Genomic DNA, 13,447 nt, shown 5'->3' on the forward strand with positions numbered 1-13,447 from the left:
GGCTGACGATGGACAAGAAAGAATCACGTCTGCGCCGCGGACGCCAAACCCGAATCAAGATCGCGCAATTGAAAGTGAACCGCCTGTCGGTACACCGCACCAATCAGCACATTTACGCGAACCTGACCTCGCCAGATGCCAAAGTTCTGGTATCGGCCTCCACGGCAGAAGTCGAAGTGCGCAACGAACTGGCTGGCAAGTCGGGCAAAGGCGGCAATGCTGCTGCTGCCGCTCTGGTTGGCAAGCGCGTCGCAGAGAAAGCACTGAAAGCAGGGATTACCGAAGTAGCGTTCGATCGCTCCGGTTTCCGTTACCACGGCCGTGTGAAGGCGCTGGCAGAAGCCGCGCGCGAAGCCGGTCTGAAGTTCTAAGGAACGATCATGGCAAAAATGCAAGCAAAAATGGCAAGCGACAAGCCGGATGATGGCATGCGCGAAAAAATGATCGCGATCAACCGCGTGACCAAAGTGGTCAAGGGTGGTCGTATCATGGGTTTCGCCGCGCTGACCGTAGTTGGTGACGGCGATGGCCGCATCGGCATGGGCAAAGGCAAGTCGAAGGAAGTTCCAGTCGGTGTGCAGAAGGCAATGGAAGAAGCCCGTCGCAACCTGATCAAGGTTTCCCTCAAAAACGGTACCCTGCAACACACCGTGACCGGTCGTCACGGCGCATCGAAAGTGATGATGTCGCCTGCGAAACCTGGTACCGGCGTGATCGCTGGCGGCGCTATGCGCGCAATCTTCGAAGTAATGGGCGTGACCGACGTGGTGGCAAAATCCACCGGTTCGAGCAACCCTTACAACCTGGTGCGTGCAACGCTGGACGGTCTGGCAAAAATGAGTACTCCTGCTGAGATTGCTGCTAAACGCGGCAAGTCGGTAGAAGACATCCTGGGCTAAGGTGAACGCGATGACACAAAAAACCATCAAAGTACAATTGGTCAAGGGCTTGATCGGCACGCGTGAAGATCACCGTGCTACCGTTCGCGGTCTGGGTCTGCGTCGTGTAAACTCGGTTTCCGAGCTGCAAGACACCCCATCCGTGCGCGGCATGATCAACAAAGTCTCGTACCTCGTTAAAGTTGTTGCGTAAGCCCCCGGGCTTACACACGGAGAAATCATGGAACTGAATACCATTCAACCAGCCGAAGGCGCGAAGCACGCTAAGCGTCGCGTAGGCCGCGGTATCGGCTCCGGCCTGGGTAAAACCGCAGGTCGTGGTCACAAGGGTCAAAAATCGCGTTCGGGCGGCTTCCACAAAGTCGGCTTCGAAGGCGGTCAGATGCCTCTGCAGCGCCGTCTGCCTAAGCGCGGTTTCAAGTCGCTCAACGCTACCTTCAAAGCTGAAGTGCGTCTGTCCGACCTGAACAACCTGGCTGTTGGCGATGTCGACATCCTGGTACTGAAACAAGCTGGCGTACTGAGCGTGCTGGCACGCGATGTGCGCGTCATTCTGTCCGGCGAGATCACCAAAGCGGTGAACCTCAAAGGCCTGAAAGTGACCGCTGGCGCGAAAGCCGCCATCGAAGCAGCCGGCGGCTCGGTAGCCTGAGTTGACCGCTAACAGCTTGATCGGAGCGAAAATTGGCGACTAACCCACAATTAGCTAAAAGTGCAGCAGCTGGTTTCCCTTGGGGCCGGCTCTGGTTCTTGCTTGGCGCATTGGTGGTGTATCGTATCGGTGCTCATATCCCCGTTCCGGGGATTGATCCGGTGCAATTGGCCGCGCTGTTCAAGTCGCAAGAGGGTGGCATCCTGGGCATGTTGAACATGTTCAGCGGTGGCGCTCTCGCGCGCTTCACAGTCTTTGCGTTGGGTATCACGCCTTACATCTCGGCATCGATCATCATGCAACTGGTGTCGATCGTTTCGCCACAGATGGAAGCGCTCAAAAAAGAAGGCGAAGCAGGCCGTCGCAAGATCACCCAGTACACCCGGTATTTCACGGTGGTGCTGGCGACGTTCCAAGCGTTGGGCATTGCAGTCGCACTGGAGTCGCAGGCAGGTCTGGTGCTGGATCCAGGCTATGCATTCCGCTTCGTTACGGTCGTGACGCTGTTGACCGGAACCATGTTCGTGATGTGGTTGGGCGAGCAGATTACTGAGCGCGGTCTCGGTAACGGCATCTCCATCATCATCTTTGCAGGTATCGCGGCTGGTCTGCCGGGTGCACTGGGAGGCCTGGCCTCGTCGGTGTCCAACGGTTCGATCGGTGCCTTCTCTGCAATCGTCATCATGATCCTGGTTGTCGCGGTAACGTTCTTCGTAGTCTTTGTCGAACGTGGCCAACGCAAGATTCTGGTGAATTATGCGAAACGTCAAGTGGGCAACAAGATTTACGGTGGTCAAACCTCGCACCTGCCATTGAAGTTGAATATGGCCGGCGTGATTCCACCTATCTTCGCTTCGTCGATTATCTTGTTCCCGGCAACGATCGTGGGCTGGTTTACCGCTGGCGCCGATACGGCGAATCCCGCGGTCCGGTTCCTGAAAGATTTGGCTGCATCGATGGGGCCAGGCGAGCCCATCCACGCACTGTTGTACGCCATTGCGATCGTGTTTTTCTGTTTCTTCTATACAGCGCTGGTATTTAACAGCAAGGAAACAGCGGATAACTTGAAGAAGAGCGGGGCCTTTGTGCCAGGGATCCGTCCCGGTGAGCAGACTGCCCGTTACATCGACAAGATCCTGACACGTTTGACACTGGCTGGCGCCATCTACATTACCCTGGTGTGTTTGTTGCCGGAATTCATGCAAGCCGAGTGGAAAGTACCGTTCTATTTTGGTGGTACTTCTCTGTTGATTATTGTAGTTGTGACCATGGATTTCATGGCCCAGGTACAAAACTATGTAATGTCGCAGCAATATGAATCGCTGCTGCGCAAAGCAAACTTCAAAGGCGGAATTCCGACGCGATAAGCGCGGTAAACATACCGAATGGCAAAAGACGACGTCATACAGATGCAGGGCGAGATTCTTGAGAATCTGCCAAATGCAACATTTCGAGTAAAGCTGGAAAACGGACACGTGGTGCTCGGGCATATTTCGGGTAAAATGCGGATGAACTATATCCGCATTCTTCCTGGCGACAAGGTGACGGTAGAGCTGACACCTTACGATCTGAGCCGCGCACGTATCGTGTTCCGGACCAAGTAATTTTAGATAATCGAACCAACAAGAGAGTGCAAAATGAAAGTTAACGCCTCAGTCAAGCGGATCTGCCGCAACTGCAAGATCATCAAGCGCAAGGGCGTTGTTCGCGTAATCTGCGTCGAACCACGTCACAAGCAGCGTCAAGGTTAATAACCGTTATTTATCGAGGAATAACGAATGGCACGTATTGCAGGGGTTAATATCCCAAATCATCAGCACACCGTTATCGGCCTGACGGCCATCTACGGTGTAGGCCGTCCACGCGCAAAATTCATCTGCGCCGCTACGGGTATTGCGACCGATAAAAAGGTCAAAGATCTGGACGACAGCGAACTGGAAAAACTGCGCGATGAAGTAGCTAAATTCATCGTCGAAGGCGATCTGCGTCGCGAACTGTCCATGAACATCAAGCGTTTGATGGATCTGGGTTGCTACCGCGGCCTGCGTCACCGTAAGGGCCTGCCGGTCCGCGGTCAACGCACCCGCACCAATGCACGTACCCGTAAGGGCCCGCGCAAAGCCGCTCAATCGCTCAAGAAATAATCTAGGGAAATCACATGGCTAAGCAACAAAGCAGCGCCGCAGCAGCGCGCGTACGCAAGAAGGTCAAGAAGAACGTTGCCGAAGGTATCGCTCACGTTCACGCTTCCTTCAACAACACCATCATCACCATCACCGACCGTCAGGGCAATGCTCTGTCGTGGGCGACCTCCGGTGGTGCTGGCTTCAAGGGTTCGCGTAAATCGACCCCGTTCGCAGCGCAGGTTGCGGCTGAAGCAGCTGGTAAAGTCGCAATCGAATGCGGCGTGAAGAACCTGGAAGTACGTATCAAGGGCCCTGGTCCTGGTCGTGAATCCGCAGTGCGCGCACTGAACAACCTGGGCATCAAGATCACCGAGATCCAGGACGTGACCCCAGTACCGCACAACGGCTGCCGTCCTCCAAAACGTCGTCGTATCTAATGGCCTGCCCGCCTCGGCGGGTATGCTGTTAAAAAAAGCTGGAGCAGTAGGCCGGAAACGGCTATACTCTCCGGCTGTTCTCGTCTTGCGGGCGCAGAAATGTGCATCGCAGGATTATTTAGCCACCGTCTGGCCCACCCTGAGGATCAGACTAGCGCCTAACCGTCGCAAGATGGCTGGGGCGTTATTATTTATAAAAAGGAAGCATCGTGGCACGTTATATCGGTCCTAAAGCTAAACTCTCCCGTCGTGAAGGTACTGACCTGTTCCTGAAGAGCGCACGTCGCTCGCTGGACAGCAAGTGCAAACTGGACGTCAAACCAGGCCAGCACGGCGTTAAATCGGGTGCCCGTACCTCGGACTACGGCAACCAACTGCGCGAAAAGCAAAAAGTTAAACGTATGTACGGCGTGCTGGAACGTCAGTTCCGTCGCTACTTCGCTGAAGCTGACCGCCGCAAAGGCAACACCGGTGAAACCCTGCTGAAACTGCTGGAAACCCGTCTGGACAACGTTGCTTACCGCATGGGCTTCGGCTCGACCCGCGCTGAAGCACGTCAGCTGGTTTCGCACAAAGCCTTCACCGTGAACGGCCAGGTTGTGAACATCGCTTCGTACGTTGTGAAAATCGGCGACGTGATCGCTGTACGCGAAAAATCGAAAAAGCAAAACCGTATCATCGAAGCGCTGTCGCTGGCTGAACAAGTCGGTATGCCTTCGTGGGTGTCGGTCGATGCCAAGAAAATGGAAGGTACTTTCAAGTCCCTGCCAGAGCGTAACGAAATCGCTAACGACGTCAACGAATCGCTGATCGTCGAGCTGTACTCGCGTTAATCTGTAGTTCGCTGCAAAAAAACCCGCCCACTCCGTCGAGTGGGCGTTTTCACTAATGCCATCAGCCTTATCGGCTTAACGCGCCGAGGGTATTGAAAAGGACATTTACATGCAAAACAGTCTGTTGAAGCCACGTATTATCGACGTTGAGGCACTCGGTGCCGGTCACGCTAAAGTTGTGATGGAGCCGTTCGAACGTGGTTATGGCCACACCCTGGGCAATGCGCTGCGTCGCGTACTGCTGTCGTCGATGGTAGGCTACGCGCCAACCGAAGTGACGATCGCTGGCGTAGTTCATGAATACTCGTCGCTGGACGGCGTACAGGAAGACGTGGTTGACCTGCTGCTGAACCTGAAGGGCGTGGTCTTCAAAGTCCACAACCGTGACTCCGTCACCCTGACCCTGAAGAAAGAAGGCGAAGGCGCCGTGCTGGCATCGGATATCGATCTGCCACACGATGTAGAGCTGATCAATCCTGAGCACGTGATTGCCCACCTGACCGCTGGCGGCAAGCTGGACATGCAGATCAAAGTGGAAAAGGGCCGTGGCTATGTGCCAGGTAACGTCCGCCGTCTGTCCGAAGACACCAACAAAACCATCGGCCGTATCATTCTGGATGCCTCGTTCTCGCCTGTGCGTCGCGTTTCCTACGCCGTGGAATCGGCCCGTGTGGAACAGCGTACCGACCTGGACAAGCTGATCATCAACATTGAAACCAATGGTGTGATCTCGCCGGAAGAAGCGATCCGTCAATCGGCCCGCGTACTGGTAGACCAACTGAACGTGTTCGCTGCACTGGAAGGCACCGAAGCGGCTGCCGAAGCGCCATCGCGCGCACCGCTGGTCGATCCTATCCTGCTGCGTCCAGTGGACGATCTGGAACTGACCGTACGTTCGGCCAACTGCCTGAAAGCAGAAAACATCTACTACATCGGCGATCTGATCCAGCGTTCGGAAAACGAACTGCTGAAGACGCCAAACCTGGGTCGCAAGTCGCTCAACGAAATCAAGGAAGTCCTTGCTTCGCGCGGCCTGACCCTGGGCATGAAGCTGGAAAACTGGCCACCTGCTGGTCTGGAGAAGTAATTGCTGTACCCGTCCGGCACATGGTGTGCCGGACGTCATCCCTAGAACCGGTCCGCGCCTTTTAGCGATATCAGGCGATCGAAGAACTCGGATTTAAACACTGAAAGGAAGTACCATGCGTCACCGTCACGGCCTCCGTAAGCTGAACCGTACCTCGTCCCACCGTCTGGCAATGCTGCGCAACATGACCGTTTCCCTGCTGCGTCATGAAGCCATCAAAACCACGCTGCCTAAAGCTAAAGAACTGCGCCGCGTAGTTGAGCCTATCCTGACCCTGGGCAAGACCGACACTCTGGCTAACAAGCGTCTGGCATTCTCGCGTCTGCGCGATCGTGAAATCGTTCTGAAGCTGTTCGCAGAACTGGGCCCACGTTACGCTAACCGCAACGGCGGTTACCTGCGCATCCTGAAAATGGGTTTCCGTGTTGGCGACAACGCTCCAATGGCTTACGTTGAGCTGCTGGACCGTCCAGAAGCAACCGACATCGAAGCCGCTCCAACCGCTGAAGAGTAATCTTCGCGTTAGGGCGCATTAAAAAAGCCGGGCTAGCCCGGCTTTTTTTCGTCCGGCGCGGGCCGGAGCGGATGGCTTTAACGCAGGCGGCGTGCACCGGCGGCCTTGAACTCGGAGCCGTCGTGCCATTGCGGCGTGGTGCCGTTGGCGATCTCCAGCCCCACCTGGAACAGCAGGCCGATATCCTGCACGCCACCGCTGAAGTCCCAGTCCGTGCGTACGATGTCGCTGGTCTGGTGGTAGTCGTGCGCCACATAATGGTTCACCACTTCGGCCGCGTAGTTGTCGGGACGGTCGAGGTAGCCGCTGCGGGCTTTGGTGTACAGCACGGGTACGCCGGCGCGGGCAAATTCCAGTTGGTCGGCGCGGTAGAAGCTGCCCAGTTCGGGGCGGCTATCGTTTTCCATCTTGCGGCCCTGTGCTGCTGCATACTTGGCCAGCAGTTCGTCTATGCTGGAATGGCCGGACGTGACGTTTTCGATCTGCGCCGTCTTGCCCCAAGCATTAATGCCGTCAATATTGATGTTGGCTACGGTCTGGCGTAGCGGCACCAGTGGATGGGTTGCATAGTATTTGGCGCCTAGCAGGCCCCGTTCTTCTGCCGTGGTGGCGAGGAACAGGATGGAGCGTTTGGGCGCCTGTGCGGCAGGCAGGGCCTTGTAAGCCTTGGCCAGAGCCAGCAGGGCGGCCGTGCCGGAAGCGTTGTCGAGCGCGCCATGGTAGATCTGCTCGGTTCGGCTGCCCGGCAGGCGGGTATCGATGCCGAGGTGGTCCCAGTGGGCGCTGTAGATCACGTATTCATGCTTGAGCTTGGGATCGCTGCCCTCGATCAATGCCACCACATTGTTCGACTTCAGGCTGCGCGTCTGGTTGTCGATCTGGAAGTCGGCCCGGGCTTTCAGCACTACGGGCTGGAAGTCTTTCTTCAGCGCCTGCTGCTTGAGCTGGTCGAAGTCATAGCCGGCGGCGGACAGCAGTTCCCTGGCACGGTCCAGCTGTATCCAGCCGGGCACGGTCGGTGCGTCCGGATCGGCGCCCTTGCGCTGCAGGCTGAAATGCTCGCCCACACCACCGCTGCGCACCACATCCCACGGATAGGCGGCCGGTTTGGTTTCATGGATGATGATGGCAGCGGCCGCGCCCAGCTTGGCGGCGATTTCGTATTTGTAAGTCCAGCGCCCGTAATACGTCATGGCCTTGCCCTTGAACATGGCGGGATCGAGCTGTTCGGGGTTGTTCGGGTCGGGGATGGCAGGATCGTTAATCAGCATCAGCAGGGTCTTGCCCTTGACGTCCAGCCCCTTGTAATCATCCCAGTCGTATTCGGGCGCCTGCACGCCGTAGCCGACGAAGACGATGTCCGAACCCCTGATCTGGGCATGGTCTCCCGGCGTAGTGGAGTGGGCTACGTAATCGTCGGGGAACTTCAGGCTGACCTGTTTGCCATTTACCTTGTAGCTGAACTGCGGCACGGGCTTCTGGCCGCGCATGGGCACGCCCTGCACCCAGCTGCCGTCCGGATTGCCGGAACGCAGACCCAGCTGGCGGAACTGCTGTTTCAGGTAGTCCACCGTGCGCGCCTCGCCTATGGAGCCGGGCGCCCGCCCTTCGAATTCGTCCGAGGCCAGTACCTTGATGTGCTGCAGCAGTTCGTCGGCCTTGATGCTGGCCAGTGCCGCATCGGGGCTCTGGGCCTGTGCACCGGCGCAGACCAGCAGGGTAGAGCACAGCAGGGGGCGTAGGGTCGCCATGGTTCACTCCGTCGGAAAAAATTCCAGTGTCGCACAGAACTTCTCCGCGACGTAGCTTTAAGGGGCCTATCAGCCGGTCTGAGCGCAGTCGGTGTACTATGCGGGAGAGCCGTTTTATCGAAAGAAGTCCATGTTGCGTTTTGTCCGTCTCTGCCTTGCGCTGTTTGCGCTGATCGCTGTTCTGGGCCCTGTGCCGGCCCGTGCCGATGACGGTTTCCTCGAGCCCGATGCAGCCTTCAAATTCTCGGCGCGCATGGTGGACGGCCACACGGTGGCGGTGACTTTCCAGATCGCCGATGGCTACTATATGTATCGCGAGCGCTTCAAGTTCAGCGCCGTGGGCGCGAAAGTGGGCGCACTGGCGATTCCGGCTGGCACCGTGCACTACGATGAAACTTTCCAGAAGAATGTAGAGACTTACCGCAAATCCGTCACCATGACGATGCCGGTCGATGCTGCTGGCAGCTTCACGCTGCAGGGCACGGGGCAGGGCTGCTCGGACAAAGGCCTATGCTACGCACCGCAAGACTACAAGATCACGCTGGTCGGTAGCGGCTCGGTGCCGCTGCCTGCAGCAGCGGCGAATGCTGCCGCGCCGGCAGCCAACTCTGCCGCCGCAGCAGGCACGAACAGCCCGGCCGCTAGCGTCGTCACTGTGGCGGGCAAGACCGTCGCCGGCGGTGCAGTGGCTGGCGCAGCAGCAGGTACGCCTGTGGCCGCTGGCGGCGCAACGGCAGATGCCGCTGCCGTCAATACCGCAGCTACCGGCCTGGAAGGCAAACCGGCGCCCGTGACGCCCGGCGTCACCATCCGCGCCATCCCCGAACCTGTGACCACTTTGCTGCCACCGGAAACCTCGGCAGTGCCTGCCGCTGCGGCGGGCAACGAGGCCGGCAAACTGGAAGCTGCGCTCAAGTCCGGCAAGCTGCTGGTAATCCTGCCCCTGTTTGCCTTGCTGGGGCTGGGGCTGTCCTTCACGCCCTGCGTGCTGCCTATGGTGCCCATCCTGTCGTCCATCATCGTCGGCGAAGGCTCGAATACCACCCGTGGCCGTGGCCTGCTGCTGTCGGCCACCTATTCGCTGGGCATGGCCATCGTCTACACGGCGCTCGGCGTGGCTGCCGGTCTGGCCGGGGAAGGGCTGGCTGCGGCTTTGCAGAACCCGTGGGTGCTGGGCAGCTTCGGCGTGCTGATGGCCATTCTGTCGCTGTCCATGTTCGGCGTGTATGACCTGCAGGTGCCGGCTGCGCTGCAATCGAAACTGAGCGATGTTTCCAACCGCCAGTCGTCCGGCAAGCTGGCCGGCGTGTTCGTCATGGGCGCCATTTCTGCGCTGATCGTCGGCCCCTGCGTGGCCGCGCCGCTGGCCGCTGCGCTGGTCTACATCAGCCAGAGCCGCGATGTGCTGATAGGCGGTAGCGCCCTGTTCGCCATGGCCGTAGGCATGAGTGTGCCGCTGATGCTGGTCGGTGTTTCGGCCGGTGCCTTGCTGCCACGCGCAGGCGTTTGGATGGATGGCGTGAAGCGCTTCTTCGGCGTGCTGATGCTGGCCATGGGCTGGTGGCTGGTGGCGCCCGTGCTGCCGGCGGCCGTGCAGATGCTGGGCTGGGCCGCGCTGTTCGTGGGCTACGGCATGTATCTGCTGCTCAATCGCGGCCACTGGTTTGCCAAGTCGGCTGCGCTGGTGTTTGTTGTAATGGGGCTGGTGCAGCTGGTGGGCGTGGTCAGCGGCGGACGTGATCCGCTGGCACCGCTGGCCCATCTGGGCGGCCAGCAGCACAAGCCGCTGGTGTTCCAGCGCATCAAGACAGTACAGCAGCTGGATGCCGTGCTGGCCAATACCGGCGGCAAAACCGTGATGCTGGATTTCTATGCCGACTGGTGCGTGTCGTGCAAGGAAATGGAAAAGCTGACCTTTGTGGCGCCCTCCGTGCAGGCAGCGCTGGCCAATACCGTGCTGCTGCAGGTGGATGTGACGGCCAATGATGCCGATGACAAGGCCATGCTGAAACGCTTCGGCCTGTTTGGCCCGCCGGGCATCATTCTGTTCGACCGCAGCGGTAAGGAGATCGCTGGCGCCCGCGTAATCGGTTTTCAGGATGCCGCCAGGTTCACCACCTCGCTGGAGCGTCTGCGCTAAAAGAGTCTAGAACGGTCTAAAGCGGTCTAGAACGGTCTAGATCAGTCTAGAACCGGTCTAAAACAGTCTAAAAAGTCTAAAAAGTTTAAAGCGCTCAAGCAGGCTAGACACTGCGGTACGCGCCAGTGTCCAGCCGCTAGCCGCTTATTTGGCCGTGTCAGCGTGATGCTCGCCCGCAGCACCACGGGTGCGGCGCTGCATGGGGTGGCCGCCGTGGGCGCCGCCCATGGTGTGGTCATCGAATACGGCTTTCTGTTCGGTGCTGAGCTGGCCGTAGAAGGTGTTCAGGGCTGCCAGATGGGCTTCCATCTTGGCCTGGCGCTGTTTGTGATGCTCTATCATCTTGCTCATGCGTTCAGGCGCCGTCATCTTGGCGGCCGCGCCGCGCTCCGGCCACGCTTGATCACCGGCCGCTGGTTTGATGGCAGCCTGATAGGTGGCCCAGGCCGATTCCTGCTGCGCCGTCAGCTTCAGCAGGTCGTGCAGGCGGGCCTGACGCTTGGCAAACATGTCGCCCATCTTGGCCTGCATCTGGGCGCGGTCCGGCATGCCGTGGTGGCCCGCTGCCGGAGCTTTGTCCTGTGCCTGAGCGGCGGCCATGCCCAGTACCGTGAAACCGATCAGGAGAGTAGTGCGTAAGGCTTTCATGGTAGTTCCTTTATGAGTGAATTAATCTGTCGCGCCGCCTCGTTGTGGGCATCGCGCTGGACACCATCTTGGCAGTGCAAGGTTGCCGCCAAGTTTCCCTAGCGGCGCTTTTTGTATCCAGATGTTTCGTTGGCCCCGTCATATACAAGACGATACAATTGGCGATTGCCCACAGCTAGGTGAACTGGGGATAATGGGCGCATGGAACCCACATCTACTATCTTGATCGTCGACGACGATCGCGACATCCGCTCCCTGCTGGCCGATTATCTGGAATCGAACGGCTACCGCGCGCTCGCCGCCGCCGACGGTCTGGCCATGTGGAAGCTGCTGGAAGACGCCCGCCCCGATCTGGTGGTGCTGGACCTCAACCTGCCCGGCGACGATGGCCTGACCCTGTGCCGCAAGCTGCGCGCCCAGTCTACCCTGCCGGTGATCATGCTGACCGCCCGTAACGAACCGCTAGACCGCATACTCGGACTGGAAATGGGCGCCGACGATTATCTGCCCAAACCGTTCGAGCCGCGCGAACTGCTGGCCCGTATCCGTAGCGTGCTGCGCCGCAGTAACGCCATGCCTAGCGGTGGCGCTGCCGACAAAGCCCATCTGCTGCGCTTCTCCGGCTGGACGCTGGACCTGACGGCACGCCATCTGCTCAATCCGGACGGCATCGTCATCATGCTGTCGGGCGCGGAATTCCGCCTGCTCAAAGTCTTCCTCGAGCACCCCAACCGCGTGCTCAACCGCGATCAGTTGCTCAACCTGACGCAGGGCCGCGATGCCGATCCTTTCGACCGTTCTATCGATATCCAGATCAGCCGTCTGCGCCAGAAGCTGGGCGAAGACGCACGCCTGCCGCAGATCATCAAGACCGTGCGTAATGGCGGCTATGTGCTGGCCGGGCAGGTCACTATGGAGCCGCACGCGTGAGAGCTTTTCTCGGATCCATGACGGGGCGGGTATTTCTCGTTCTGCTGCTCGGTATCGTTGCCTCGGCGGCGCTGACCCAGTGGCTGGCCGTGGGCGAACGTACCCGTGCCATCGAACGCTACCGCGACTTCCATGCGCTGGAACGGGCCGAGCAGCTGATCACCACGGCCGACGTGCTGCCCGCTGCTTCGCGCCCCACCTATCTGCGTGTAGCCGGCCGTGGCACTGTCAAGCTCGAGCGCACTGATCTGGCCATGGCCAAAGCGCTGCCGCCTAGTGACTTTTCCGCGCTGCTGCAGCAACGTGTCGGGCCCACCATTTCGCTGGGGCCGCTGGCCGAACGTCCGCTGGAGTGCGATGAACCCCGTAAAGGCCGCGACTTCTTCGCGCCGACCCAGTGGAAGGGCACGTGCGAAACCATGACGGTGCAGCTGACGGATGGCGAAATCATGAAGCTGTCCGTGCTGCCCCCGCGCTCGCCGCCGCCGGCCCAGCACAGCGAGTGGCTGGCCATGCTGCCTTTCCTGCTCAGCATTGCCGGTCTGGCCTATCTGGTCACGCGCATGACGGTGCGTCCGCTGCGCACGCTGGCACAGGCCGCCAAAGACCTCGGCAACGACATCAACCACCCGCCCGTGGTGCTGAGCGGCGCCGCCGAAATTCGTCAGGCCAGTGCGGCCTTCAACGCCATGCAGGCGCGCATCCGCCAGCACATCCAGCAGCGCACGGAAATGCTGGCCGCGATTACCCACGATCTGCAGACGCCGCTCACGCGCATGCGTTTGCGGCTGGAAAAAGTCCATGACGAAGAATTGCAGCAGCGCCTGATCGATGACCTGTCCGCCATGCAGCAGATGGTGAAAGAAGGGCTGGATCTGGCGCGCAGCATGGACTCGACGGAAACCATGCAGGCGCTCGATCTCGATGCTCTGCTCGACAGCGTGTGCAGCGATGCCACCGATGTGGGCCAGTCGGTGGAATTGCGCGGCCGTGCCGCCATGGCGCTGATGGGGCGTCCGCTGGCGATCCGGCGCTGCCTGATGAATCTGATCGACAATGCCGTCAAATACGGCCACTACGCCCATGTGTCGGTGGAGCGACTGGTCGGCGCGGCACGCATCCGCATCCGCGACGGCGGCCCCGGCATCGATCAGGACCAGATGGCCCGCGTGTTCGAACCGTTCTACCGGGTGGAAAGCTCGCGCTCGCGCGCTTCCGGCGGTACGGGGCTGGGCCTGACCATCGCCCGCAATATCGCCGAGCAGCATGGCGGCAGCGTGGTGCTGGCCAATCATGCCGAAGGCGGCCTGGAAGTGACGTTAGTGGTACCTGAATACTACGCTGGCCGTTGATCTCGACGGTCAGTCAACAATACTGTGCGACAATGATTCGCACTGCCGAATCCCTATCTACCAATGAAAAAATCTTCC

Annotated in this window: 17 protein-coding genes; 15 read left to right on the forward strand and 2 right to left on the reverse strand. The window is 59.3% G+C overall.

What is annotated here, in order from left to right; translation table 11 throughout:
- The first annotated feature begins 8 nt into the window (after positions 1 to 8).
- The 12 genes from rplR to rplQ all read left to right on the forward strand — a co-directional run bounded on the left by rplR (position 9) and on the right by rplQ (position 6,548).
- Positions 9 to 371, forward strand: a complete 363-nt coding sequence (rplR, locus tag GTP23_RS15965) for a 50S ribosomal protein L18 (protein WP_155436382.1) — start codon at positions 9 to 11, stop codon at positions 369 to 371.
- Positions 372 to 380: 9 nt separating this feature from the next.
- Positions 381 to 899, forward strand: a complete 519-nt coding sequence (gene rpsE / locus GTP23_RS15970) for a 30S ribosomal protein S5 (RefSeq protein WP_155436381.1) — start codon at positions 381 to 383, stop codon at positions 897 to 899.
- Positions 900 to 909: 10 nt separating this feature from the next.
- Positions 910 to 1,092 carry a 50S ribosomal protein L30 gene (gene rpmD / locus GTP23_RS15975; protein WP_155436380.1) on the forward strand — a complete coding sequence of 61 codons (183 nt, stop codon included), beginning with the start codon at positions 910 to 912 and terminating at the stop codon, positions 1,090 to 1,092.
- A 27-nt stretch (positions 1,093 to 1,119) separates the two neighbouring features.
- Positions 1,120 to 1,551: a 50S ribosomal protein L15 gene (gene rplO, locus GTP23_RS15980; protein ID WP_155436379.1), complete on the forward strand. Its 432-nt coding sequence runs from the start codon at positions 1,120 to 1,122 to the stop codon at positions 1,549 to 1,551.
- A gap of 32 nt (positions 1,552 to 1,583) precedes the next feature.
- On the forward strand, positions 1,584 to 2,918 hold the full coding sequence (gene secY / locus GTP23_RS15985; RefSeq protein WP_161036035.1) for a preprotein translocase subunit SecY: 1,335 nt from the start codon (positions 1,584 to 1,586) through the stop codon (positions 2,916 to 2,918).
- A gap of 18 nt (positions 2,919 to 2,936) precedes the next feature.
- Positions 2,937 to 3,155 carry a translation initiation factor IF-1 gene (gene infA, locus GTP23_RS15990; protein WP_005663428.1) on the forward strand — a complete coding sequence of 73 codons (219 nt, stop codon included), beginning with the start codon at positions 2,937 to 2,939 and terminating at the stop codon, positions 3,153 to 3,155.
- Between the two features lie 33 nt (positions 3,156 to 3,188).
- Positions 3,189 to 3,302 (forward strand): 50S ribosomal protein L36, encoded by a 114-nt coding sequence (rpmJ, locus tag GTP23_RS15995; protein WP_005663407.1) that lies wholly within the window; start codon positions 3,189 to 3,191, stop codon positions 3,300 to 3,302.
- A gap of 27 nt (positions 3,303 to 3,329) precedes the next feature.
- A complete protein-coding gene (gene rpsM / locus GTP23_RS16000) occupies positions 3,330 to 3,695 on the forward strand; it encodes a 30S ribosomal protein S13 (RefSeq protein WP_155436377.1) in 366 nt (121 codons plus the stop codon).
- Positions 3,696 to 3,709: 14 nt separating this feature from the next.
- A complete protein-coding gene (gene rpsK / locus GTP23_RS16005) occupies positions 3,710 to 4,114 on the forward strand; it encodes a 30S ribosomal protein S11 (protein ID WP_072786827.1) in 405 nt (134 codons plus the stop codon).
- 209 nt (positions 4,115 to 4,323) lie between these two features.
- Positions 4,324 to 4,947 (forward strand): 30S ribosomal protein S4, encoded by a 624-nt coding sequence (gene rpsD / locus GTP23_RS16010; protein ID WP_161036036.1) that lies wholly within the window; start codon positions 4,324 to 4,326, stop codon positions 4,945 to 4,947.
- 109 nt (positions 4,948 to 5,056) lie between these two features.
- Positions 5,057 to 6,034, forward strand: coding sequence for a DNA-directed RNA polymerase subunit alpha (locus tag GTP23_RS16015; protein WP_155436376.1), 978 nt, complete (start codon positions 5,057 to 5,059; stop codon positions 6,032 to 6,034).
- Positions 6,035 to 6,149: 115 nt separating this feature from the next.
- Positions 6,150 to 6,548: a 50S ribosomal protein L17 gene (rplQ, locus tag GTP23_RS16020; RefSeq protein ID WP_161036037.1), complete on the forward strand. Its 399-nt coding sequence runs from the start codon at positions 6,150 to 6,152 to the stop codon at positions 6,546 to 6,548.
- 77 nt (positions 6,549 to 6,625) lie between these two features.
- On the opposite strand, the gene GTP23_RS16025 is transcribed toward rplQ, so the two are convergent.
- Complete coding sequence (locus GTP23_RS16025) at positions 6,626 to 8,299, reverse strand: M28 family peptidase (RefSeq protein WP_161036038.1); 1,674 nt, start codon at positions 8,297 to 8,299, stop codon at positions 6,626 to 6,628.
- A 130-nt stretch (positions 8,300 to 8,429) separates the two neighbouring features.
- On the opposite strand from GTP23_RS16025, the gene dsbD reads away from it, so the two are divergent.
- Positions 8,430 to 10,439, forward strand: coding sequence for a protein-disulfide reductase DsbD (gene dsbD, locus GTP23_RS16030; RefSeq protein WP_161036039.1), 2,010 nt, complete (start codon positions 8,430 to 8,432; stop codon positions 10,437 to 10,439).
- 144 nt (positions 10,440 to 10,583) lie between these two features.
- Here dsbD and GTP23_RS16035 read toward each other — a convergent pair whose 3' ends face one another.
- Positions 10,584 to 11,087 (reverse strand): Spy/CpxP family protein refolding chaperone, encoded by a 504-nt coding sequence (locus GTP23_RS16035; protein WP_161036040.1) that lies wholly within the window; start codon positions 11,085 to 11,087, stop codon positions 10,584 to 10,586.
- Positions 11,088 to 11,288: 201 nt separating this feature from the next.
- On the opposite strand from GTP23_RS16035, the gene GTP23_RS16040 reads away from it, so the two are divergent.
- A complete protein-coding gene (locus tag GTP23_RS16040; RefSeq protein WP_155436371.1) occupies positions 11,289 to 12,017 on the forward strand; it encodes a response regulator in 729 nt (242 codons plus the stop codon).
- On the forward strand, positions 12,014 to 13,369 hold the full coding sequence (locus GTP23_RS16045) for an ATP-binding protein (protein ID WP_371866899.1): 1,356 nt from the start codon (positions 12,014 to 12,016) through the stop codon (positions 13,367 to 13,369). Before GTP23_RS16040 ends, GTP23_RS16045 begins: the two co-directional genes overlap by 4 nt.
- The last annotated feature ends 78 nt before the right edge of the window (positions 13,370 to 13,447 follow it).

Source organism: Duganella fentianensis (assembly GCF_009857835.1).
GTDB lineage: Bacteria > Pseudomonadota > Gammaproteobacteria > Burkholderiales > Burkholderiaceae_D > Rugamonas > Rugamonas fentianensis.

Coding starts and splice junctions, on each gene's coding strand:
- GTP23_RS16015 (WP_155436376.1), top strand. CDS start 5,057: ATGCAAAACAGTCTGTTGAAGCCACGTATTATCGACGTTGAGGCACTC.
- GTP23_RS16035 (WP_161036040.1), bottom strand. CDS start 11,087: ATGAAAGCCTTACGCACTACTCTCCTGATCGGTTTCACGGTACTGGGC.
- GTP23_RS16025 (WP_161036038.1), bottom strand. CDS start 8,299: ATGGCGACCCTACGCCCCCTGCTGTGCTCTACCCTGCTGGTCTGCGCC.
- rpmJ (WP_005663407.1), top strand. CDS start 3,189: ATGAAAGTTAACGCCTCAGTCAAGCGGATCTGCCGCAACTGCAAGATC.
- GTP23_RS16040 (WP_155436371.1), top strand. CDS start 11,289: ATGGAACCCACATCTACTATCTTGATCGTCGACGACGATCGCGACATC.
- rplO (WP_155436379.1), top strand. CDS start 1,120: ATGGAACTGAATACCATTCAACCAGCCGAAGGCGCGAAGCACGCTAAG.
- rpsM (WP_155436377.1), top strand. CDS start 3,330: ATGGCACGTATTGCAGGGGTTAATATCCCAAATCATCAGCACACCGTT.
- rpmD (WP_155436380.1), top strand. CDS start 910: ATGACACAAAAAACCATCAAAGTACAATTGGTCAAGGGCTTGATCGGC.
- dsbD (WP_161036039.1), top strand. CDS start 8,430: ATGTTGCGTTTTGTCCGTCTCTGCCTTGCGCTGTTTGCGCTGATCGCT.
- rplQ (WP_161036037.1), top strand. CDS start 6,150: ATGCGTCACCGTCACGGCCTCCGTAAGCTGAACCGTACCTCGTCCCAC.
- rplR (WP_155436382.1), top strand. CDS start 9: ATGGACAAGAAAGAATCACGTCTGCGCCGCGGACGCCAAACCCGAATC.
- infA (WP_005663428.1), top strand. CDS start 2,937: ATGGCAAAAGACGACGTCATACAGATGCAGGGCGAGATTCTTGAGAAT.
- rpsE (WP_155436381.1), top strand. CDS start 381: ATGGCAAAAATGCAAGCAAAAATGGCAAGCGACAAGCCGGATGATGGC.
- rpsK (WP_072786827.1), top strand. CDS start 3,710: ATGGCTAAGCAACAAAGCAGCGCCGCAGCAGCGCGCGTACGCAAGAAG.